This is a genomic window from Pandoraea cepalis (assembly GCF_902459665.1).
GTDB lineage: Bacteria > Pseudomonadota > Gammaproteobacteria > Burkholderiales > Burkholderiaceae > Pandoraea > Pandoraea cepalis.
On the sequence record NZ_CABPSL010000015.1, the window covers coordinates 106,805 to 129,604 of the forward strand.

22 protein-coding genes are annotated in these 22,800 nt (G+C 63.5%); 17 read left to right on the top strand and 5 right to left on the bottom strand.

Features of this window, described 5'->3' with window-relative positions:
• Positions 1 to 2: 2 nt before the first annotated feature.
• On the top strand, positions 3 to 1,418 hold the full coding sequence (hydA, locus tag PCE31106_RS17620) for a dihydropyrimidinase (RefSeq protein WP_150564175.1): 1,416 nt from the start codon (positions 3 to 5) through the stop codon (positions 1,416 to 1,418).
• 30 nt (positions 1,419 to 1,448) lie between these two features.
• Positions 1,449 to 2,207: an aspartate/glutamate racemase family protein gene (locus PCE31106_RS17625; RefSeq protein ID WP_150564176.1), complete on the top strand. Its 759-nt coding sequence runs from the start codon at positions 1,449 to 1,451 to the stop codon at positions 2,205 to 2,207.
• 28 nt (positions 2,208 to 2,235) lie between these two features.
• On the opposite strand, the gene PCE31106_RS17630 is transcribed toward PCE31106_RS17625, so the two are convergent.
• The 4 genes from PCE31106_RS17630 to PCE31106_RS17645 form a co-directional block, all read right to left on the bottom strand.
• Entirely contained in the window at positions 2,236 to 3,699 is a 1,464-nt protein-coding gene (locus tag PCE31106_RS17630) for a heavy metal sensor histidine kinase (protein WP_150564177.1), read from the bottom strand.
• Positions 3,696 to 4,373 carry a heavy metal response regulator transcription factor gene (locus PCE31106_RS17635; RefSeq protein WP_130025430.1) on the bottom strand — a complete coding sequence of 226 codons (678 nt, stop codon included), beginning with the start codon at positions 4,371 to 4,373 and terminating at the stop codon, positions 3,696 to 3,698. Before PCE31106_RS17635 ends, PCE31106_RS17630 begins: the two co-directional genes overlap by 4 nt.
• A 257-nt stretch (positions 4,374 to 4,630) precedes the next feature.
• Positions 4,631 to 4,927, bottom strand: a complete 297-nt coding sequence (locus PCE31106_RS17640; RefSeq protein WP_150564178.1) for a DUF4148 domain-containing protein — start codon at positions 4,925 to 4,927, stop codon at positions 4,631 to 4,633.
• Positions 4,928 to 5,146: 219 nt separating this feature from the next.
• The gene (locus PCE31106_RS17645) at positions 5,147 to 5,788 is read right to left on the bottom strand and encodes a LysE family translocator (protein WP_150564179.1); all 642 of its coding nucleotides are present in this window, start codon (positions 5,786 to 5,788) and stop codon (positions 5,147 to 5,149) included.
• A gap of 381 nt (positions 5,789 to 6,169) precedes the next feature.
• On the opposite strand from PCE31106_RS17645, the gene ribA reads away from it, so the two are divergent.
• The 5 genes from ribA (at position 6,170) to PCE31106_RS17670 (ending at position 12,386) form a co-directional block, all read left to right on the top strand.
• Positions 6,170 to 6,817, top strand: coding sequence for a GTP cyclohydrolase II (gene ribA, locus PCE31106_RS17650; RefSeq protein ID WP_150564180.1), 648 nt, complete (start codon positions 6,170 to 6,172; stop codon positions 6,815 to 6,817).
• Between the two features lie 533 nt (positions 6,818 to 7,350).
• Entirely contained in the window at positions 7,351 to 7,707 is a 357-nt protein-coding gene (locus PCE31106_RS17655; protein ID WP_150564181.1) for a hypothetical protein, read from the top strand.
• Between the two features lie 308 nt (positions 7,708 to 8,015).
• Positions 8,016 to 10,784 (top strand): magnesium-translocating P-type ATPase, encoded by a 2,769-nt coding sequence (gene mgtA / locus PCE31106_RS17660; protein WP_150564182.1) that lies wholly within the window; start codon positions 8,016 to 8,018, stop codon positions 10,782 to 10,784.
• A 154-nt stretch (positions 10,785 to 10,938) separates the two neighbouring features.
• On the top strand, positions 10,939 to 11,673 hold the full coding sequence (locus tag PCE31106_RS17665; protein WP_150564183.1) for a transporter: 735 nt from the start codon (positions 10,939 to 10,941) through the stop codon (positions 11,671 to 11,673).
• Positions 11,674 to 11,843: 170 nt separating this feature from the next.
• Entirely contained in the window at positions 11,844 to 12,386 is a 543-nt protein-coding gene (locus PCE31106_RS17670) for a MarR family winged helix-turn-helix transcriptional regulator (RefSeq protein ID WP_150564184.1), read from the top strand.
• Positions 12,387 to 12,408: 22 nt separating this feature from the next.
• Here the strand turns inward: PCE31106_RS17670 and PCE31106_RS17675 are convergent, their stop codons facing one another.
• Complete coding sequence (locus PCE31106_RS17675) at positions 12,409 to 13,641, bottom strand: IscS subfamily cysteine desulfurase (RefSeq protein ID WP_150564185.1); 1,233 nt, start codon at positions 13,639 to 13,641, stop codon at positions 12,409 to 12,411.
• A gap of 415 nt (positions 13,642 to 14,056) precedes the next feature.
• Here PCE31106_RS17675 and PCE31106_RS17680 point away from each other — a divergent pair, with 415 nt between their 5' ends.
• From PCE31106_RS17680 to PCE31106_RS17725, 10 genes are all read left to right on the top strand, one after another.
• Positions 14,057 to 14,575 carry a flavin reductase family protein gene (locus tag PCE31106_RS17680; RefSeq protein ID WP_254441150.1) on the top strand — a complete coding sequence of 173 codons (519 nt, stop codon included), beginning with the start codon at positions 14,057 to 14,059 and terminating at the stop codon, positions 14,573 to 14,575.
• A gap of 26 nt (positions 14,576 to 14,601) precedes the next feature.
• Positions 14,602 to 16,083, top strand: a complete 1,482-nt coding sequence (locus tag PCE31106_RS17685) for a 4-hydroxyphenylacetate 3-hydroxylase family protein (protein WP_150564187.1) — start codon at positions 14,602 to 14,604, stop codon at positions 16,081 to 16,083.
• Positions 16,084 to 16,156: 73 nt separating this feature from the next.
• Positions 16,157 to 16,537 carry a cupin domain-containing protein gene (locus tag PCE31106_RS17690; RefSeq protein WP_150564188.1) on the top strand — a complete coding sequence of 127 codons (381 nt, stop codon included), beginning with the start codon at positions 16,157 to 16,159 and terminating at the stop codon, positions 16,535 to 16,537.
• 105 nt (positions 16,538 to 16,642) lie between these two features.
• Positions 16,643 to 17,884 carry an ABC transporter substrate-binding protein gene (locus PCE31106_RS17695; RefSeq protein WP_254441152.1) on the top strand — a complete coding sequence of 414 codons (1,242 nt, stop codon included), beginning with the start codon at positions 16,643 to 16,645 and terminating at the stop codon, positions 17,882 to 17,884.
• 35 nt (positions 17,885 to 17,919) lie between these two features.
• Positions 17,920 to 18,609 (top strand): DUF2848 domain-containing protein, encoded by a 690-nt coding sequence (locus PCE31106_RS17700; protein WP_150564189.1) that lies wholly within the window; start codon positions 17,920 to 17,922, stop codon positions 18,607 to 18,609.
• A 4-nt stretch (positions 18,610 to 18,613) separates the two neighbouring features.
• Positions 18,614 to 19,393: an ABC transporter ATP-binding protein gene (locus PCE31106_RS17705; protein WP_150564190.1), complete on the top strand. Its 780-nt coding sequence runs from the start codon at positions 18,614 to 18,616 to the stop codon at positions 19,391 to 19,393.
• On the top strand, positions 19,390 to 20,145 hold the full coding sequence (locus PCE31106_RS17710; RefSeq protein ID WP_150564191.1) for an ABC transporter ATP-binding protein: 756 nt from the start codon (positions 19,390 to 19,392) through the stop codon (positions 20,143 to 20,145). The genes PCE31106_RS17705 and PCE31106_RS17710 overlap by 4 nt, the downstream gene beginning before the upstream one ends.
• Before the next feature lie 21 nt (positions 20,146 to 20,166).
• Positions 20,167 to 21,057, top strand: coding sequence for a branched-chain amino acid ABC transporter permease (locus PCE31106_RS17715; protein ID WP_150564192.1), 891 nt, complete (start codon positions 20,167 to 20,169; stop codon positions 21,055 to 21,057).
• A gap of 7 nt (positions 21,058 to 21,064) precedes the next feature.
• On the top strand, positions 21,065 to 22,087 hold the full coding sequence (locus PCE31106_RS17720; RefSeq protein ID WP_254441154.1) for a branched-chain amino acid ABC transporter permease: 1,023 nt from the start codon (positions 21,065 to 21,067) through the stop codon (positions 22,085 to 22,087).
• 181 nt (positions 22,088 to 22,268) lie between these two features.
• Positions 22,269 to 22,766, top strand: coding sequence for an Rrf2 family transcriptional regulator (locus tag PCE31106_RS17725; protein ID WP_130025443.1), 498 nt, complete (start codon positions 22,269 to 22,271; stop codon positions 22,764 to 22,766).
• The last annotated feature ends 34 nt before the right edge of the window (positions 22,767 to 22,800 follow it).

A 22,800-nucleotide genomic window follows, 5' to 3' on the forward strand; every position in this document is an offset into this window, starting at 1 on the left:
CGATGAGCGACACCTTCGATCTGGTCATTCGGCACGCTGACGTGGTCACGGCCGCCGATCGCTTTACTTGCGACATCGGCGTGCGCGACGGCGTGATCGCCGCGCTGGGCCGGAACCTGGCCAGCGGTGCGCGTGAGGTCGACGCCTCGGGATTGCTCGCGCTGCCTGGCGGTGTCGACGGCCACTGCCATCTCGACCAGCCGATGCCGGACGGCCTGCGCATGGCCGATGACTTCTTCACCGGTACTCGCGCCGCCGTGTGCGGCGGCACGACGACGGTGATCCCGTTTGCCGCGCAAGAGAAGGGCGGTTCGCTACGCGCAGCCGTCGACGACTATCACCGCCGCGCGGAAGGGCGCGCGGTGGTGGACTACGGGTTCCATCTGATCGTTGCGGACCCAACGGAGAAGGTGCTCCGCGAAGAGCTGCCACAATTGATTCGCGAAGGGTACACGTCGTTCAAGATCTACATGACCTACGACGATCTGAAGCTCTCGGACCGCGAGATTCTGGAAGTGCTGTCCGTGGCCCGCGAGCATGGCGCGCTGGTGATGGTGCATGCGGAGAATTCGGATTGCATCGCATGGCTGACGGACAAGCTCGTCGGGCAGGGTCGCATTGCGCCGAAGTTCCATGGCCTCGCGCGGCCGGCGGCCGTCGAGCGCGAAGCCACGCACCGCGCGATCACCTTCGCCGAACTGGTCGACGTGCCGATCCTGATTGTTCATGTCTCGGGCAAGGATGCCATCGGTCAGATTCGCTGGGCACAGGGCCGTGGCATGCAGATTCTGGCCGAGACCTGCCCGCAATATCTGTATCTGAGCGCCGAGGACATGAATCATCCGGGCGATGACGGTTACGCGGGCGCCAAATGCGTTTGCAGTCCGCCGCCGCGCGATGCCGACAACCAGGAGGCCGTGTGGAAGGCGTTGAAGCAAGGCGTGTTCTCGGTGTTCTCGTCGGATCACGCGCCGTTCAACTATGAAGATCCGCAAGGCAAGAAGCCGGGCGGCAAGCCGCAGTCGTTCGAGCATATCCCCAACGGCATTCCCGGCATTGAGACGCGCCTGCCCTTGCTGTTCGATGGCGTGCATCGCGGACGCCTGTCGATTCATCAGTTCGTCGAGCTGACGTCCTACCGTCCGGCGCGGCTTTATGGTCTGTATCCGCGCAAGGGCACCATCGCCGTGGGTGCGGACGCCGACATCGTGCTGTGGGACCCGGAGATGCGCACGACGATTCGCAACACCCAACTGCATCATGCCGTCGACTACACGCCGTACGAGGGGCGCGAGGTCGTCGGTTGGCCGGTGCACTGCTTCTCGCGTGGCGAACAACTCGTCGCCGGTGGGCAATATCTGGCGCCGGCTGCAGGGCGCGGGCGCTTTCTGCCCGCAGACGCGCCGTCGCTGGTGTGACGCAAAACAACGACAGTGGCAGGAGATTTCATGCGCTTACTTGTAGTGAATCCCAATATCTCGACGAGCGTGACGGGGCTGATTGAAGCTGAAGCCCGTCGCGCCGCATCGCCGGAGACGACGCTCGCCTTCGCGACGGCGTCGTTCGGCGTTGCCTACATCGAGACGCGTTTCGAAGCGCTCGTCGGCGGCTACGCCACGGCGTGTGCTGCGGCGGAACAGGCGGGCACGTTCGATGGTCTCGTGGTGGCGGCGTTCGGCGACCCGGGGTTAGGGGGGATCAAGGAGCTATTCGACGTGCCGGTGGTCGGCATGACCGAAGCGGCGTTGGCGAGCGCGTGCCTGCTCGGCGCGCGCTTTTCGATCATTGCCATCTCGCACCGGATTCAAGCCTGGTATCGGGAGTGTGTCGAAGCGAACGGGCTGACGTCGCGGCTCGCCAGCATTCGCAGCCTGACGTCGCCGTTGCGCGATATTGCGACCGTGCAGGAGGACCATGCGGAGCGCCTCATCGAACTGAGTCGGCAAGCCGTGGAGGAAGACGGCGCCGACGTGATCGTGGTGGCGGGTGCGCCGCTGGCAGGACTGGCGCGGACATTGCGCGATCGCATTCCGGTGCCGGTCGTCGATGGCGTTTCCAGCGCGGTCCGGCATTGCGAGTCGCTGGTGGCATTGCAGCCGGGCGTGGCGCGCCTGGGCAGTTTTCAGTGCCCGCCCGCGAAGCCGCACGCGGGGCTGCCGCTCGCCGTGAGCCGGATGCTTGAAGCGCCCGGGGCACGGGACGTTTGATGCCGGAGATTGCCCGGCAAAAACACCGTCACCGTTGGGGCCACGACAGGCAGAATGTCGTTCTGCCGTCGCGGCTCGTGACGGCGACGCGCCCGTCGTGAAGCCCCATGATCGTTTGCACAATGGCGAGCCCCAACCCGGCCGAAGCGCCGCTGGTGCCGACGCCCGACGGCTGCCGTCGCGATTTGTCCCCCCGGTAGAAGCGGTCGAAAATGCGTTCGATATCTTCATCGTCGATCGCGACGCCGGGGTTGGACACGGATACGTCGACTCGGCCTGCCTTGACCTCGGCGGAAATTTCAATCGTGCCGACATGGGTATGCCGGATCGCATTGGCGAGCAGGTTCCCCACGGCTCTGCGGAACAATTCCAAATCGGCTTTCAGCATCGTATCGGCGCGGCCTGATACGTGAATCGCCGACCCGGCCTCGTCTGCCAACCCTTCAAAATAGCCGGCTATGTTCCCGAGTTCGTCGGCAACATTGAACACTTGCATATGGGTAATGAATTGGGGGTGCTCCGCTCGCGCGAGAAACAGCACGTTCTCGATCATCCGCGACAGGCGGTCGCACTCCTCGAGATTCGACGCCAGCAAATTTTCATACTCGTCGACGCTACGCGGTCGACGAAGGGCGACCTCGGTTGCCCCTTTGATGTTGCCAATGGGCGTTCGCATGTCATGGGCGAGGTCCGCCGTGAACTGGAACAGTCGCTGAAACCCTTCCTCCAGGCGCGCCAGCATTCGATTGAGCGACATTGCCAACGCGCTGAGTTCCGTTGGCGATTGCACGACCTGTAGGCGGGCATCGAGACGGGTCGGAGTAATGTCGGTGGCGTCAGCGGTCATTTGGCGTAGCGGCCGAAGGGCAAATTGAATCAACAGATAGGTGGCAAGCATCGTGACCAGGCTGCCGACGATGCCCGCCATGGTGAGCTGATCCCGGTATTTGTCCAGCAACCGGAGCGGGGCCCTGACATCGCGAACCACGATCCCGTTCAAACGGGTCCCGTCGCGAAGCCGAACGTCAAAAGCAACGCTCCTGACCGGGATTTTCTGATCCGTTGTCCACGCGACGACATCCGACGAGGCGATCTTGGCGTTGTCGGACACGCGCGCCTGCTGCAACGGTATGGTGGCGGGGTCGAGCCGGACGCCTTTGTCCGGTGCGGAATCCAGGTCGTCAATGACCTGGTTCGGGCCATAGGAGAGGAGACGATCGCCTTTCGGGTCGAACAGCACGAGGGACAAGGCGCGATCGCCCAGCACGGCACTCACCAAGCGGGGCGTGTGCGACTTCACATCGTCCTTGGTCTCGAGTTCGGACGCCAGACGTCGCACGTGGCGGCTGGCCAGTACGACATCCGAGTCGAGCTCCGTCTTGACCTGACGGTCCAGCGCTACATATAGGTAGCACCCCACGAGGACAAAAACGGCAAGTAGCGTGACGCCGAACGACAGGGCCAGCGTTGCGGCAAGGGAACGGCGAATCATGATTCGTCTCGGACCTCGAGCACATACCCTACGCCACGCACGGTATGTATCAGCTTTAGCGCTTGGTCATCATCGATTTTCGACCGTAGCCGGCGGATGGCAACTTCGACGACGTTGGTGTCGCTGTCGAAGTTCATGTCCCAGACATACGAGGCGATTTGCGTACGCGTGAGCACTTCACCTTGTCGGCCCGCGAGCAGTTGTAACAAGGCAAACTCGCGCGGCGTAAGTTCGATCCGATGGCCGGCCCGTTTGACACGCCGGCGCAGCAGGTCGATCTCCAGATCCCCGACGCGCAGCGTTTCCGAGTCTCGCGGAGGCCCCCGCCTGGCAAGCGTACGGACCCTGGCCAGCAGCTCAACGAACGCGAAAGGTTTGACGAGATAGTCGTCGCCCCCGGCCTCGAGGCCGCGAACCCGATCGTGGACGTCGTCCAGCGCCGTGAGAAACAACACGGGCGTTCCCTTGGTCGCGCGAAGGCGTTTGACCACGGCCCATCCGTCCATGACGGGAAGCATGACGTCCAGAATGATGACGTCGTACTCCTCTTCCTGTGCAAGCAGGAGCCCTTGCGCGCCATCGGTTGCCAAATCCAACGAGATGCCGGACTCCTCGAATCCCTTTTTCAGGTAGGCGCCGGTCTTCGGCTCATCTTCAATCAACAGAACGCGCATGCTTTGTCGCCTCGGAATAGGCGCGTCGCGCCGCATTGGCCGACGCTACGCTTGCCCATGATAGCCGAACGCGGAACGCGTCTTGAACGCCATATCGGCGATAGTGCGCTCCGGGCGTTGTGTCGGCGCGTTGTCACGTGCGAGCGGCTTCGCGGCGGCTGACCTGTTGACGAGCCTTGCGGCACGGCGGACGAGCCACGGTGCAAATTCCATTGCCGCCGGTGACCGTTCGCCGCGCACATCAACTCGCGTCACGATCACGAGCCAACGTACATCGCCGCCGTGTCGTTCGTGCTTTGCTGGCTCAGGACTTGCGGTGCCGAGCCAAGGCTCGATGCGCTCGCGGTGTGGGGTTGCGATTGCAGCGTGGCTTCTGCAGCCTGAATGTTGTCCGGATAGTGAGCGTTGCTCGCGGAAGGAACATAGCCAGCCTTCTCCATCTGAACGAGCTCATGCTGAACGCTTGCACGTGTTGTTTGCGATGCCTGAGCAAACGACAGGGCGGGGATGGCGAGCGCGCAAGCGACGATGACGGACTTTACGATCGATTTCATGATGTTTTGCCTCAACGGTTTGGTTGTGAGTGCCAACGCGAACGCTTCGCGCCGGCCGGTCCCGCCGTGACGTTGGCGTCTCAGCGTTGAAGGCATTTTGCGGTGCGGGGGCTGACCCGATCGTTACTGGGAGATTACAAAAATGAAAGGTGTCTGCGGGCGCGGGCAGGAAGCAGGGCGGTGGGGCGGGGAAGGTCCCGGAACGCGAGGGAAGCGGCGTTACCGCGTTGAACCGTTCGACGTTGCCAGCGCAGCGACGCCAAGGCCGATGTACAGCAGACCGGTCACATACTTCCCGGCCCCGGGCTTTGCGCGCCGGCGGGTGAGCGCCTTGCCGATGGTGCGCGCGAGTGCCGCGTAAGTGATGTCGCTCAACGCACCGACGCACACGAGCAATACGCCGAGCGTCGCGATTTGCAGTGGCACATGGCCAGACTCGGGGTTCACGAATTGCGGCAGGAAGGCGGCGATGAAGAGCCCCGTCTTCGGATTGAGCAGATTGACGAGAAAGCCTTTCTTGATCGATGTGCCGAGCATGCGTGCTGGCGGCAGCGGCGCGGTGCCGAGCGCCGCGGGTTGGCTGCGCATGGCCTTCACGCCGAGAAAGATGAGATAGGCCGCGCCGAGCGACTTGATCACGCTGAACAGCAGTGGGGAGGCCAGCAACAGGGCGGTCAATCCGCCCGCCGCGAGGGCAACGTGGACAAGCGTGGCCAGCATCACACCAAAGCACGACGCCAACCCGAAGCGAAATCCCTGGCTGGCGCTCGCCGTCGCGATGTAGATCGTATTCGGTCCCGGAATCGCAACGAGTACGGCGACGGTGACCAGAAAGTAGGGAAGCACGGTGATATCGATCATGGGGCAGAGGGAGTGGCGCGATCGGTGACGCAACCGAAGGCGCGGAAGCATTGACCGGTGTCGCAGGCATGACGGTGCGCTCGGGCATCGTAACATCGTGACGGCTGGCGCAATGGGGGCACGATGGTCTCGTTGGCGTCCTTGCCGGGTCGGCGCGGCGCGACACGACACGGCGCCGTAGCCGACCCAGTGCACGACGCGCCGCAGCGCGTAATACGTTAGATCGACGCTGGCCGGTTGTCAGCCGATGATCAGGCGCCGTGAAACGGTGTGTTGCATGCCGTTGCGGGCCGAAATTCGGAAATGGCGTTACACTTCTAGCGCACGCCCCGCCATCCGGTGGCGGGCGACTCCCCAATTTCGGTCTGTTTGAACGTCAACATGAAGTCCCCTGGTACTGCCTCTGCCACGCCCGCGTGCGACGCTGGCGAATGCGTCGAGCTTGTCGCAACGGCGACCCTGCCGACCCGATACGGCACCTTCACCTCTCACGCGTTTCGCGTCAAGGGCAGCGACAACGAGCACCTCGCGCTGGTCATGGGCGATGTCGGCGGCGATGCGCCCACGCTCGTGCGTCTGCACTCCGAATGCCTGACGGGGGACGTCTTCGGTTCCTATCGCTGCGATTGCGGAGAGCAACTCGATGCGGGGATGCGCAAGATTGCCGAGGAAGGGCGCGGCGTAATGCTGTACCTGCGGGGCCACGAAGGGCGCGGTATAGGCCTGAGCAACAAGATTCGCGCGTATTTGCTGCAGGAACAGGGCCGCGATACCGTCGAGGCCAATCTCGATTTGGGCTTGCCCGACGACGCCCGTGAATACGACTCGGCAGCCGCGATTCTGCGCATTCTCGGCGTGCGTTCGGTGCGCCTTATGAGCAACAATCCGAAGAAGTTCGATACGCTCGCGAAGCACGGCATTCCGGTGTGCGAGCGCGTGGCGCTCGACATCCCGATGCGCGAAGAGAACGAACGCTATATCCGCACCAAGCAGGTCAAGTTCGGGCATTACTTCGAAGAGAACGAGTAAGCCCGTGTCGCGCAGCGCCGCGACGCGCTTCACAATGGACACGCCATCGTGCCCGCGAGGTGGGAGTTAGTCATACGTTTGGCCGAAACGCTCGACCTGTGGCGCGTCCGTTGCGTGCTTCACTTCGAAGGGAACACCGAGCGGCATGGGCAAGTTCCCATCTGGTGTGCGGCGCAGCAATTTGTGCTTGACGTTGCAATTTGGCAGCAGTTACCATCCGCCCTGTCTTCCACTTAAGGGGTTTGTCCGTGAATTCCGATGCCAGTAGTAGTCGACCTTTGATCGACTGATTGCCTGAGGATCCACAGCCATTCCCTGTGCCGCGTCCTCATGCAGGATGCGGTGTCTAGCGCCACCGAACGCTCGCCTTGAGCGTGACCGCTCCGGCGCAATTCCCGCAGAAATTTCACTGTCGTGCCCGTGAGGGGCGTTGTCGTCTTGCGCATGCGTTTGGCATCGCAACGGAGCGCCCGCACCGGCCGGCCGTCCGTGCCGTGCGCGGTAGGGACGATTCGCAGCCATGCGAGGAAATCATGCGCGCTATTCAAACGTTGCAAACTTTTCAGGCTTTCCAGAGCCCACCGACGCTCCCCACCCCGGTGTCGCGTCTGACCATCGTCTGCCTGGCCGATGCCCTTGGGGCATTGCGCAAGCAGATGTTCATCGATCTCACCGCCCTCGGCCTGCGTGCCACGCGCGTCAGCATCACACGCTGGAGCGATCGCGACGAAGCCTCGGCCACCGTCACGCTCGACTGTCCGGCCGCTTCGCGCGCGTCGCTCACTTCACTCGTCATGCGCCTGTCCGGCGAGCGCAGCGTGCGCCGCGTGTACTGGTCCGACGATGCCGCCCGTCACGCTAGCGCTGGCGCCAGGTCCACACACGGCTGATTCCGTCGTCCCTGTCGCAACGGTGTTTCTTGCCAGACAGAGCGCCAGTGCCTGCCGGTGTACCGAATATAAAAACGTAAGGAGTCCAATATGGAAGATGGAAGTAGCCGAATGAGGCCCGTCGGGACCCTGTGCTTGGCACGTAGGGTTCCGACGGGCGATCCCCAAATCTTTTCACCATCACCGACCGCGCGCCGCGCGGCGCGGCTGGGTACGTTCGCGCTTTTTTTTCGGAGACATGACCTCCGGTAGCGCCTGACGAGACCGGCCGGCCGCCATACCCGCGTAAGCCGCGCCAGGAATTCGTCATGAACAAGCACCTTCACTCGCGCCGCAAGCAGCGCGGCTTCGTCGAACGCTCGACATCCTCAGACTTGCCGCCCGTCGGCCCCGACGTCGTTGCCCGGCTCGCCAATGAACCGCTGCAGGACGTCCTGCACACCCTCGACACCGACCTGAAAGGGCTCACGCTCGCCGACGTCGGTCAGCGCCAGACACGCTACGGCCCTAACGAAATCGCGCACGACAAGCCGCCGCACTGGGCGGTGCAATTGTTCGGCGCCTTCAAGAACCCCTTCGTGATGGTCCTGCTGGCGCTCGCCACCGTCAGCTATTTCACCGACGTCTACTTCGCCGACGTCTACTTCGCCGATCCGGGCGATGAAGACTACATGGGCATCTCCATCCTGCTCACGATGGTGACGATCAGCGGCCTGTTGCGCTTTTTCTCCGAGTTCCGGTCGCTGCGCGCGGCCGAGAAGCTCAAGGCGATGGTGCGCACCACGGCCAGCGTTCGCCGCCGTGTGACGGCGACGGGCGAGCCGGAGCGTCACGAGGTCGCCATGCGCGAGCTGGTCGTGGGCGACATCGTGACGCTCCAGGCGGGCGACATGATCCCGGCTGACCTGCGATTGATCGAATCGCGCGACCTGTTCATCAGTCAGGCGGTCCTCACGGGCGAAGCGCTGCCCGTCGAGAAGTACGACACGCTGGGTGCCGTCGCGCAAAAGTCCGCCGAAACGACGGCCGGGCAGGGCAATGCGAACCTGCTCGATCTGTCCAATATCTGCTTCATGGGCACAAACGTGGTCAGCGGCACGGCCACCGGCGTGGTCGTCGCCACGGCGGGCGACACGTATTTCGGCGCGCTGGCAACGAACGTAGTGAGTCACAAGCGGGTCGAGACGAGCTTCGATCGCGGCGTGAATAGCGTGAGCTGGCTGCTCATTCGCTTCATGCTGGTGATGGTGCCGGTCGTCTTCATGATCAACGGTCTGACCAAGGGCGACTGGGTGAGCGCGCTGACGTTCGCGCTGGCCGTGGCCGTCGGTCTGACGCCGGAAATGCTGCCGATGATCGTGAGCGCCAACCTGGCGCGCGGCGCCATGGCGATGTCGCGCCGCAAGGTGGTCGTCAAGCGCCTGAACTCGGTGCAGAACTTCGGTGCCATGGACGTGCTGTGCACCGACAAGACTGGCACGCTTACGCAGGACCGCATCATTCTCGAACAACATCTCGATGTGGCGGGCGACGAGCGCGAAGACGTGTTGCGTCTGGGCTGGCTCAACAGCTATCACCAGAGTGGCCAGCGCAACCTGATCGATGTCGCGATCATCCGCCGTGCCAACGAGATCGGCGAGGCGGTGCAACCGCGCGACTTCGCCAAGATCGACGAATTGCCGTTCGACTTTGTGCGCCGGCGTCTGTCGGTGGTGGTGGCCGACGCGCACGGCGAGCACCTGATGATTACCAAGGGCGCCGTCGAGGAGATGCTGTCCGTCTCCACGCACGTGCAGACCCCCCAGGGCGTGCGCGCGCTCGACGATACGGCCCGTGCCATCCTGCTGGCGCGCGCCGAGGCGTACAACGCCGACGGGTTCCGCGTGCTCGTCGTGGCGACGCGCGACATCCCGGCAAGCGAGACGAAGACGCAGTACAAGACGTCCGACGAAGCGGGGCTGACGGTCTGCGGCTTCCTGACCTTCCTCGATCCGCCCAAGGACTCGGCCGCCCCGGCCATTGCCGCCTTGCGCGAGCATGGCGTGACGGTGAAGGTGCTGACCGGCGACAACCCGATCGTCACGATCAACGTGTGCCGTCAGGTCGGCCTGGAACCCGGCACGCCGCTGCTCGGCACGGACATCGAGCCGATGGACGACGCCACGCTGCGCGAGGCGGTCGGTCGCACGACTGTGTTCGCCAAGCTCGCACCGCTGCACAAGGCGCGCGTGGTCAAGGCCCTGCAGGCCAACGGTCACACGGTGGGCTTCCTGGGCGACGGCATTAACGACGCCCCGGCGCTGCGCGATGCCGACGTCGGCATCTCGGTGGATACCGGTGCCGATATCGCCAAGGAAACCGCCGATATCATCCTGCTCGAAAAGAGCCTGATGGTGCTGGAGGAGGGCGTCATCAAGGGCCGCGAGACCTTCGGCAACATCCTCAAGTACCTGAACATGACGGCCAGCTCGAACTTCGGCAACGTGTTCTCGGTGCTGGTGGCGAGCGCATTCCTGCCGTGGCAGCCGATGCTCGCGATGCAATTGCTCGTGCAGAACCTCGTGTACGACATCTCGCAGATGTTCCTGCCATGGGATCGCATGGATCCGGAATTCCTCAAGAAGCCGCGCAAGTGGGACGCGGGCAACATCCGGCGCTTCATGCTGTGGCTCGGACCGACCTCGTCGGTGTTCGATATCACGACCTATGCGCTGATGTGGACGGTGTTCGGTGCGGGCGCGCTGTATCACGCGCATGGCGGCGATGCGGGGCAGGTCATCATGAACTCGGGCTGGTTCGTCGAAGGGTTGGTGTCGCAGACGCTGGTCGTTCACTTGCTGCGCACGCAGAAGATCCCGTTCCTGCAAAGCACGCCGGCGCTGCCGATCATGCTGTCGACGACGGTGGCGATCGCGCTGGCCTGCTGGCTGCCGTATTCGCCGTTTGCCGAAGCGCTGGGCTTCGTGGCCCTGCCGGGGACGTACTTCTACTGGCTCGCCGCGACCATGCTCGGCTACATCGCCCTCGCCCAAGTGGTGAAGACGATCTACATCCGCCGCTTTGGCCGCTGGTTCTGATCGGGTATCGGCCGCGTCAGCCGAGACGGCCGAATCATTACCGCCATTGATTTCATACAACGCTCCCGCCCGGCCGGGCGGGAGCCGACAATCACACACGCCCGCCCCGCCGCTCGCCGTGCCGGGGCGGCACACGTAAGCAAGAGAACGACTCATGAAGAAGCAACTGATGTCTCTGGCGCTGCTCTGTCCGCTCAGCGCCTTCGCTGCCCATCCGCTGGTGTCCGACGATACCGGCACACAGGGCGACGGCAACTGGCAGTTCGAGACCAATGGCGAAGTGACGTCCAAGCAGCCGGAAATCGGCCGCCAGACGCTCTGGAACAGCACGCTCACCCGAGGGGTGGGAGAGACGCTCGATCTGTATGTCGACGTGCCCTATACGCACCTTCAAAACCGCTCGGACGCCGCAGGCAATGGTGTCGGCGATGTGGAGACGGGCGCCAAGTGGCGGATGTACGACGACGGGGCGTTCAGCATCGGCCTCAAGCCGTACCTGAGCTTTCCGACGGGCAACGACCAGCGCGGGCTTGGCAGCGGTCGGGTGAACGCCGGGGCGACCTTGCTCACGCAATACGAGATCGACAAATGGACGTTTCTGTTCAACGCCGGGGCCGCTTATCAGCCGAACCGCCAAGGCGATCGCCAGTCATTGTGGAAGGTTTCAGGGGCGGTGCTGTATCGCGTGTTGCCGACAACGCAGCTTATTCTGGATGTGGGCGCTTCGCAGAACCCCGACTTCACGCAGCGGACGCACCCGGCGTTCATGATTCTCGGTGCGATTTACAGCCCGAAGTCGTGGCTGGATCTGGACGTCGGCTATCGACGCGGCCTCAATCCGCAGACGTATGACTATTCCTGGATGGGCGGGATGACCGTGCGCTGGTAAGGCGAACCGCCGTTCGGTCCGCCGGCGAGACGAGCCACGCTGGGGTGCGGCGGCGCATCGGGAAATGCCGCCGTCGGGGAGCGGGCAAGGAGTGGGGTGATAACTTTGCAGTATAATTTTTTTTCAAAGTCATTGTCCGGGCGCGCTGCGTCGCTTACTTGCTTTCTTCCATGCCCAAATCGTCGCCGTCCAAGGCGCTCACCGTTACCAATCCGGCCTGTCTCATCGACGGTTCCGACACCGAATTCCGGCATCTGATCAATGGTCTGTTGCCGTTCGCCGCGCGCCTGCTGTCCGTGCGCGACGGCTTTGGCAGCCTGATCGGCCTGACCGGCATTCAATACTCGCTGCTGCAGTCGGTCGTGCACCTGTCGTCGCTCGCGGATGTCACCGTCAATCAACTGGCGGACCATCTGCACCTGTCCGGGGCCTTCGTGACCATCGAGACGAACAAGCTCAAGGCGCTCAAGCTGATCGACAAGCGTCAGAACCCGGAAGACCGGCGCAAGATGAGCCTGACGGTGACGGCCGCCGGTGCCAAACTGCTCCACGAACTGACACCATCGCAGCAACGCATCAACGACGTGCTGTTCGACGGCGTGACGCGCACCGAATTCAAGGTGCTGTGCGCCGTGGTCGATCGGCTCGTTGCCAACGGCGACCGCGCCACGCTCGATCTGGGGCACCAGTTGGCGACGCGCGACAAGCGCTAGGCGCAGCACACCCTGGCCTCGCTCAGTGCGCGGCCCACTGGATCGTGTTCAGATCGACGCCATCCTGATACATATCCCATAGCGGACTCATCTCGCGCAACTTGCCGACGGTGCCGCGCACCTGCTCGATCACGCTGTCCACTTCCGCCTCGGTCGAGAAGCGTCCCAACGTGAAGCGGATCGAGCTGTGTGCGAGTTCGTCGCTGCGCCCGAGCGCCCGCAGCACGAAAGACGGTTCGAGCGAGGCCGACGTGCACGCCGAGCCCGACGACACCGCCACGCCCTTGATACCCATGATGAGCGATTCACCTTCCACGAAGTTGAAGCTCACGTTCAGGTTGTGCGGCACGCGACGTGTCATGTCGCCATTGACGTACACCTCTTCCATCGTCTGCAGGCCCGCCAGCAGACGGTCGCGCAGCACGCGAACGCGCGCGGCCTCCGCCGCCAGTTCGCACTTTGCCAGCCGGAACGCTTCGCCCATCCCCACGATCTGATGCGTCGGCAACGTGCCTGAGCGCATGCCGCGTTCATGTCCGCCGCCGTGGATCTGTGCCTCGATACGAATGCGCGGCTTGCGGCGCACGTACAGCGCGCCAATGCCTTTCGGGCCGTAGAGCTTGTGGGCGGTGACCGTCATCAGATCGACTTTCAACGTTTGCAGGTCGATCGGAATCTTGCCCGCGGCCTGCACGGCGTCGCAGTGAAACACGATGCCGCGCTCGCGGCACAACTCGCCTATCTCCGCGATGGGCTGAATCACGCCAATTTCATTGTTGACCATCATCACCGACACCAGGATGGTGTCTGGGCGCAGGGCGGCGCGCACCGTCTCGACGGTAATCAACCCGTCCTCCTGCACGTCGAGATAGGTGACCTCGAATCCTTGCCGTTCCAGCTCGCGCAGGGTATCGAGCACCGCCTTGTGCTCCGTCTTCACGCTGATGATGTGCTTGCCCTTGCCACTGTAAAAGCTCGCGGCGCCCTTGATCGCGAGGTTGTTGCCTTCGGTCGCGCCCGACGTCCAGACGATCTCGCGCGGATCGGCCCCGAGGAGCGCGGCGACATGCTCGCGCGCGGTTTCCACGGCTTCCTCGGCCGTCCAGCCGTAGCTATGGCTGCGTGAGGCCGGATTGCCGAAATTGACGTTCAGGTACGGCACCATGGTCTCGACCACGCGCGGATCGACCGGGGTCGTTGCACTGTAGTCCATGTAGATGGGGGCTTCGAAAAGCGACGGCGTGATCGACGGCATAGGGGACTCCGAATCGTCCGGTGGACATCATGAATTGCGGCCGAGTGTAGCACCGCGTGTCTCGCGTTTCGTCCTCTCCCACATTGAAAAAAGGGTTTCATGCGGTCGGTTTTGGCGGTCGTTTGCCTCGGGTAAACGCGATAGGTTGTGCGCAATGCAGTGGTACATCGCGGCCGGAAATTTCGTTGAAAACCCAATGCCATCAAGGCTTCTGCCCGTCTTTTGTGCGTCAACGCACCATCGAGATGCCCATGCACCGATACCGCTCTCAGGGTTTACCTTGCTTGATTAGCTAATTTTGTTAACGTTCAATAATGACTAACAAACAAAGCTAAGTGAAAAAGATGGTTGGGTGGGTGAGGCGATGACGTCGAGATCGCTTCACCCGTCTGGCCGGCTTTCAAAGGAGGTAGCCGTGAACCAGGTATCGACCGCAGTGCCGACTCAGGAGGACGAGGCGCGACAGTTTCGTCGCACGCTCGCCATGTTCGCCACCGGCGTGGCTGTCATCACCGCGCCGCGTGCCGAAGGGCCGCCCGTCGGCATCACCGTGGCGTCGTTCAATTCGGTCTCGCTGGCGCCGCCGCTGATCCTGTTCAGCGTCGATCGGCGCTGTCTGAGCCTCGGCGACCTGTGCGCCGCGGGGCGCTACACCGTGAACGTGCTGGACGAGAGCCAGCGCGAGACATCGAACCGCTTCGCCGCCGCCCGCGGCAACAAATGGGACGGCGTGAGTTTCGACGGGGTCGGCATTGGCCGTCTGCCGGGCGCGCTGGCCGCCTTCGAATGCGAGGCGCACGCCCAGCACGACGGCGGCGATCACGTGATTTTTGTCGGACGCGTGGTGCGCCATACGGCGCGGCACGACGGCCGTCCGCTTATTTTCTTCGGCGGGCAGTACCGCTCGCTCGACCCCACGCCGGTCGCGGCGTGAGTTTCCCAGGATTTCAGGAGAGAGTCATGGTTAAGAACGGTAGTCAACATATCGGCCAATTGCGCGATGGCCGCGAGGTATACATCGACGGCAAGTCCGTGGGCGACGTGACCACCCATCCGGCGTTTCGCAACTCCATTCGCAGCTACGCAAGTCTGTACGATTTCCAGGCGCGTCCCGAGAACCTCGAGGCGATGACGTTCGCGTCGCCGGACACGGGCAATCGCGTCTCGCGCATCTGGCAATTGCCCACGAGCTACGGCGAGCTGGTGCAGCGCCGCGAGATGCTCGAAGCGTGGAGCGAACTGCATTACGGCTTCATGGGGCGCTCGCCAGATCACGTGGCGTCATGCCTGTCGGGCATGGTCATGGGCATCGACGTCTTCGAACAATACGACACTCGGCGCGCGGGCGCGTTGCGAGACTACTACAAGTACGCCCGCGACAACGACCTGTTCCTGACCTACGTGATTGTCAATCCGCAGGCCAACCAGTCGAAAGCCGCCCACGAGCAGGAAGACAAGTATCTTGCCGTCGGCATCGTAGATCAGGATCACGAGGGCATTACGGTGCGCGGCGCGAAGATGCTCGCCACCAGCGGCATCATGGCCAACGAGGTCTTTTGCAGTTGCATCCAGCCGCTCAAGGCAGGCGACGAGATGTACGCGCTGTCATTTGCCATTCCGATGAATTCCAAGGGCCTGCGTGTGTTGTCGCGCAAGTCGTACGAAGGCAACGCCACGTCGGTATTCGACAACCCGCTCGCGTCGCGCTTCGACGAAAACGACGCGGTGCTGTACTTCGACGACGTCAAAGTGCCGTGGGAGCGCATCTTCGTCGCCGGCGATACGGCCATGTGCGCGAAGCAGTTTCACGCCACGCCCGCCCATAGCTACCAGAACTACCAGTGCCAGGTGCGGCTGATGGTCAAGCTGCGCTTCCTTGTGGGCATCGCCTTGCGCATTACCGAAGTGAACGGCACCAACGCCTTTCCGCAAGTTCGCGAGACGCTGGGACAACTGGCAGCGGAGGCGGCGATGGTCGAGGCCTGGGTGCACGGCATGGAGGCGAAGGGCCACATGGAGAATGGCTACTACGTGCCGGACCGCGGCCTGCTCTATGGCTCGCAGGTGCTCACGCAGCAGCTCTACACGAAGGTGCTCAGCACGCTTCGCGAACTGGCGGGCGGCGGCATGATCATGTTGCCGTCGAGCATTCACGACTTCGAAAACCCGATGCTCGCCAGCATCATTGAGAAGACGCAGAAGTCGCCGGTGGTCGACGCGGAGGAACGGGTCAAGTTCTTCAAGCTCGCCTGGGATGCTGTCGGCTCCGAGTTTGCGTCGCGCCACAACCAGTACGAGATGTTCTATGCCGGCGCCACTTTCGTGACCAAGGGCCACGCCTACCGCACGTACGACTGGCCGAAGGCCACGCGTCTGGTTGACAACCTGCTCGGCACCTACTCGCTCTCGGACGAGATCGTCCGACAGCCGGTCGCGGCCTGACCTACATCCACCTCCCCCTCCACACGACAACGGCATTACCCGCCACAGCCAGAGACACAGACAAGGAGTTCCCATGGCGATCAACAAGCTGCATGACGAGTTTCACACCATCGATATGAAGGACGGTTGGGAAGTGCCGCCGGGCTACCCACCGGGCATCGAACAGAAGATCCTCGCGGGCTCGCTCGACGAGCAGAATCGCGCGGGCAGCCGCACGCGCCTGTTGCGCTTCGCGCCGGGCATCTACACCAAGGCGCCGTTCGTGCATACCTATTGGGAAGAGGTCTACCTGGTCACGGGCGATCTGACGGTCGGCAACGACGCGCAGGGCGAGGGCGGCGAAGCATTCGCGCCGAACACCTATGCCTGCCGTCCGCCGGGTGCGTTTCATGGTCCGTTCAAGTCGAACGACGGCTGCCTGCTTCTCGAAATTCACTACTACGACCCGGCCTGACACGTTCAAGGCAGGGCATCGGGCGCGGCAGCCCTCAGGGCGTTGCCGCGCCTTCCGGAGACCGTTTCACCCACACGAACCTCTACAGGCTATCGGGAACACATCATGGTTACGTTTCGCGCAAGTCGTATTACGTCAATGGCTGCACTGGCGCTTGCCGCCGCTCTCGCCACGCCCCTTGCCGCTCGGGCGCAGCCCGGCAAGATGAGCGACGGGGTGGTGAAGATCGGCGTGCTCACCGACATGTCGTCGATCTTCTCCGATATCGGCGGCAAGGGGTCAGTGATTGCCGCGCAAATGGCTGTCGACGACTTTGGCGGGAAGGTCAATGGCGTGCCGGTCAAGGTCATTTCGGCCGACCATCAGAACAAGACCGACGTGGCGGCGACGATCGCCCGCGACTGGTTCGACAACCAGCACGTCGACGTGGTCGAGGATCTGTTGCCGTCGTCCGTGGCGCTGGCGGTCGCCAATGTCGCCAAGGCCAAGCATCGCATCGCCATCGTGACCGGCGCTGGCACCACGCGGCTGGTGAACGAGGACTGCTCGCCGTACACCGTTCAGTATTCGTACGATACCTATTCGTTTGCGTCGAACACAGTCAAGGCGATGACGCGCAGCGGCGACAACAGCTGGTATTTCCTCACGGTCGATTACGCGCTGGGCGCGTCGCTCGAGAAGGACGCCATCGACGCCCTGCAACACGCGAACGGCAAGGTCGTGGGTCGCGTCAAGCATCCGCTCAATTCGTCGGATCTGTCGTCGTACCTGCTTCAGGCGCAGGCGTCTCGCGCCAAGGTGATTGCGCTGGCCAACGCCGGGGCGGACACGGTCAACGCCATCAAGACGGCTCGCGAATTCGGCATCAGCGGCCCGGGCAAGCAGAAACTCGCGGGGCTGCACATGTTCATCAGCGACATTCACAGCCTGGGGCTTGAGGCCGCGCAGGGCATGACGTTGACCACGGCCTTCTACTGGGACCGTGACGACGCGTCGCGTGCCTGGGCACAGCGCTTCTTCGCGAAAACCGGCAAGATGCCGACGCTCGTCCACGCCGGCACTTACTCGTCGGTCATGCACTACCTGCAGGCCGTGCAGCGCACCGGCACCGACGATGCCGATACCGTCATGGCGTCGATGAAACAAGCGCCCGTCAATGACTTCTTCGCCAAGGGCGGCCAGATTCGCCCGGACGGTCTGATGGTGCACGACATGTATCTCGTCGAAGTGAAGTCGCCCAAGGCGTCGACGAAGCCCTGGGATTACTACAAGGTTCTGCAGACGATCCCCGCCAACGAGGCATTCCGCCCGCTCGCCCAGAGCCAGTGTGCGTTCGTCAAGAAGTGAAGTCAGGTAGTCAGGCCATGACGGGAGTCGGCAAGATGAATCTCATGCATTTCGTTGTACAGACGGCGAACGGAGCCGTCGATCGCGATATCGTCATCAAACAGCTCGTGGTCGCGGGCTGGACGGGGCGGGACGCCGAAGCGATGGAGCATCACATCCGTGAGCTCGAGGTGCTCGGTGTGAAACGCCCGGCGGCCACGCCGATGTTCTACCGCGTGTCGAGCGATCGGCTTACCACGCAGGCGCATATCGAGGCCAGCGGACGCGCCAGCAGCGGCGAGGTCGAGTTTCTGCTCGTGCGCAGCGGGGGCGAGACGTACGTGGGGGTGGCGTCGGACCATACGGACCGCGACGTGGAAACGTATGGCGTGACGGTCTCGAAGCAGATGTGCGAGAAGCCGTGTGCAACGGTGCTCTGGCCGCTGGCCGACATCGAGGCGCATTGGGATCAGCTTGTGCTGCGCAGCTACGCCAACATCGGCGGCGAGAAAGTGCTGTATCAGCAGGGCCCGGTGACGGCGATGCGCTCGCCGCAGGATCTGCTCGCGCGTTTCGTCGAGGCGGGCGGGCGCTTCGAGGACGGAACGGCCATGCTGTGCGGCACGCTCGCGGCGATCGGTGGCATCCGGGCGGCCGAGCGCTTCGATTTCGAACTCGAGGATCCCGTGCTCGACCGTCGTCTGCAACACGGTTACGGCATCACGCCGCTACCGGTGGTGGGGTGAGCGCATGCATCACGACGACATCATTCTCGAAACTCGGCAGCTCACCAAGGCGTTTCGTGGGTTCACGGCCGTAGGCGGCGTCGATCTGAAGGTCCGGCGCGGGGCGATTCATGCGCTCATCGGCCCGAACGGCGCGGGCAAGACGACGTGCTTCAACCTGCTGACCAAATTTCTGACGCCAACGTCGGGCCAGATTTTCTATCGCGGCGAGGACATTACGCGCCTCGCGCCGGCGGCCGTCGCGCGGCGCGGCATGATCCGCTCGTTCCAGATTTCTGCGGTGTTCGGGCACCTGTCGGTCATCGAGAACGTGCGCGTTGCGCTGCAACGCGCCACCGGCCAGTCCTATCACTTCTGGCGCAGCGCACGTGCACTGGGCGACCTGGATGCGCGCGCGATGGCCTTGCTCGACGAAGTGGGCATCGCGGCTTACGCCAATGCGTTGACCGTGTCGCTGCCGTATGGTCGCAAGCGCGCGCTGGAAATCGCCACCACCCTGGCCATGGAGCCGGACGTCATGCTGCTCGACGAACCTACCCAGGGCATGGGGCATGAGGACGTCGACCGCGTGGCGGCGCTCATCCGGCAGGTCGCGACCGGACGCACCGTGCTGATGGTGGAGCACAACATGAAGGTCGTGTCGGGCATTGCCGACACGATCACCGTCTTGCAACGCGGCGAGATCCTGGCCGAAGGCGACTACGCAACGGTCACCGCCGACGCTCGCGTGCGCGAAGCCTACATGGGCTCGGCGGACGCCACTTTGGAAGGAGCGCACGCATGAAGGCATACGAATCTTCTCTCGTCGCCGCCAGTGTCCCAGCGCTGGCGGTGACTGGCTTGCAGGCGTGGTATGGCGAATCGCACATCCTGCATGGCGTCGATCTGGTGGCGGGGCAAGGGGAGGTCGTCAGCCTGTTGGGCCGCAACGGCGCGGGACGCAGCACGACGCTGCGCGCTATTCTCGGGCTCACGGATAGCCGCGACGGCTCGGTGCGCGTCTTCGGGCGCGAGACCATCGGCTTGCCGACGCGCAAGATCGCACGGTGCGGCGTGGGTTTTTGCCCCGAGGAGCGCGGCATCTTCGCCAGTCTGTCGTGCGAGGAAAATTTATTGCTGCCGCCGATTCTGACACCGGGCGGTGTCGCCGACGGAAATGCGGGCATGTCACTTGACGAGATCTACGCGATGTTCCCGAATCTGGCGCAGCGCCGACACAGTCCGGGCACGCGTCTGTCGGGCGGCGAGCAGCAGATGCTGGCCGTCGCACGGATTCTGCGCACCGGCGTGCGCCTTTTGCTGCTCGACGAGATCTCCGAGGGGCTGGCGCCCGCCATCGTTCGCACGCTCTCCCGCATGATCGAGACGCTCAAGTCGCGCGGTTACACGATCGTGCTCGTCGAGCAGAACTTCCACTTCGCCGCTCCGCTTGCCGAGCGCTTCTATGTGATGGAGCACGGGCGCATCGCGCTGCAATTCGACGCCGCCCAGTTGCCCGCCCACACACAGACGTTGCAGACGCTTCTCAATGTGTAACTCGCTCTGAAGGCCATTGCCGTGAATCCTTTCGATATTCCTCTACCGGCGTTGCTCAGCCAACTGATGCTCGGTCTGGTCAACGGTTGTTTCTATGCCGTGCTGAGCCTGGGCCTGTCGGTCATCTTCGGCCTGCTCAACGTCATCAACTTCGCGCACGGGGCGCTCTTCATGCTCGGCGCACTCGTCGCGTGGATGGGTGGCCAGTATCTCGGGCTGAACTACTGGACGATGCTGGTGCTCGCGCCACTGGTCGCCGGCACGCTCGGCGCGGCCATCGAGCGTGGGCTGCTCTCACGCATTTACCAACTCGATCATCTGTACGGTTTGCTGCTCACCCTGGGGCTCACGCTCGTCATCGAGGGGCTTGGCCGGTCGGCCTACGGCGTGTCGGGCATGTCGTTCGATGCGCCGGCACTGCTGGCCGGTGCCACGCGTCTGCCGTTCATGGTGTTGCCGAACTATCGGGCGTGGGTGGTGGTCGCGTCGCTTGCCATTTGCGCACTCACGTGGTTCGTCATCGAGCGCACGCGCATCGGGGCGCTGTTGCGCGCCGGTACCGAGAATGCGCGGCTCGTCGAGACGTTCGGCGTGAACGTGCCGCTCATGGTCACGCTCACGTATGCGTTCGGCGCCGCGTTGGCGGCGTTCGCGGGCGTGCTGGCGGCGCCCATCATGCAGGTCTCGCCGCTCATGGGGCAGCCGATGATCGTGACGGTCTTCGCCATCGTGGTGATCGGCGGCATGGGGTCGATCGCCGGGTCTGTGCTGACCGGTCTTGTCCTCGGGGTGCTCGAGGGGTTAACCAAACTCTGGTACCCGGAGGCTTCGGCCACGGTCGTGTTCGTGATCATGGCGCTCGTTCTGCTCGTGCGCCCGCATGGTCTGTTCGGTGGTTATGCCTACAAGTGAGTCGTCGATGATGCGTCAATACCGTTTCGATCTTGTGTTGCTCGTGATACTGGCCGCGCTGCCGGCCCTCGGGGTGTATCCCGTGTTCGCGATGAAAGTCCTGTGCTTTGCGCTGTTTGCATGCTCGCTCAACCTGGTGCTCGGCTATACGGGGCTGCTGTCGTTTGGTCACGCCGCGTTTTTCGGCGGGGCGGCGTACTTCGCCGGTTACGTCATGCGGGATCTGGCAGCGACGCCGCTCGTGGGCGTGCTGACCGGGGTCGCGACCGGCGCTGTGTTCGGGCTGATTTTCGGCTTGTTCGCGATCCGGCGGCAGGGCATCTACTTCGCCATGATTACGCTCGCCTTCGCTCAGATGTTTTATTTCTTTTGCCTGCAAGCGCCGTTCACGGGCGGTGAGGATGGATTGCAGGGCGTGCCTCGTCAGGTACTTTTCGGCCTGTCGCTGGACCATGACATCACGCTCTATTACGTGGTGCTGGGCGTGGTAGCCGCCACGTTCGCGCTGATCTCGCGAATCATCGCGTCGCCCTTCGGACGTGTGCTGGCGGCGATCAAGGAAAATGAGCCGCGTGCCATCTCTCTTGGCTACGAGGCCGCGCGTTTCAAACTACTGGCGTTCGTTCTCTCGGCGGCGATCGCCGGCCTTGCCGGTGCCCTCAAAACGCTCGTGCTCGGGTTTGCCACGCTCTCTGACGTGCATTGGTCGCTCTCGGGATCGGTCATTCTGATGACGCTCGTCGGCGGTATGGGCACGCGCTTCGGCCCGGTGGCGGGGGCGCTGCTCATCGTCTCGTTGGAGACGAAGCTCGGGGACATCGGCAACTGGCTGGTGCAAGCGACCGGGTGGCAGGCATTCTCCGGATTGGGCTCGATGGTGAGCGTGGTGACGGGGGGGATTTTCGTGCTCTGCGTACTCTTGTTTCGCCGTGGTCTCGTGGGAGAATGGCTCGTCTGGCAGCAGCGCTGGCGGGGGCGCCGCGGCTTCGGCGCTCGCCCGGCGGCGCTCACCAGCGGGGCCGAAGGGTAGGGGCGAGGGGGCCGGTGGGGCGATGTCCCATGAGTGCCTGCCGATGTGGGCTGGCACGACGGGGTCTCAGGGCTTCGGCGCAGCATAAGATGCCTATGAAAGCCATGTTAAACTGGTTCGCGATAGTTGCAGGCGGCACCCGGTGCCGCCTGACCCGTTCCTGCAGCGCTTCCCCCGTCGAATGCGACTCACCGACCACACCGATTACAGTTTGCGCACTCTGATCTACGTCGCGGTTCACCCCGACGAGTTGGTGCACGTGCAGGCCGTGGCCGATGCGTTCGACATCCCCAAGAACCACCTCGTGAAGATCGTGCAGAAGCTCGGCCAACTGGGCTACTTGCACACGGTGCGCGGGCGCTCGGGCGGGATTCGACTGGGACGCGCACCGGAGCGCATCGGGCTTGGCGAAGTGGTGCGGGCGATGGAGCCCGACTTCGCGATGGTCGAGTGCTTCCACCAAGGCGATAACGCCTGTGTCATCACGTCGGCGTGCAACCTGCGCGGCGTGCTGGGCGAGGCATTGCGCACCTACTTTGCGGTGCTAGACCGCTACACGTTGGCCGATCTGGTCGGCCAACCCGCCGAGTTACGTCGCTTGCTCGGGGATGCGGTGGCCGCGGTGATCCCGGTGGCGGACATCAAGGTCAAACGACGCGTCACCGAATCGTCCTCCTGAATCGTCCTCCTGAATCGCCTTGGGGGAACACGTC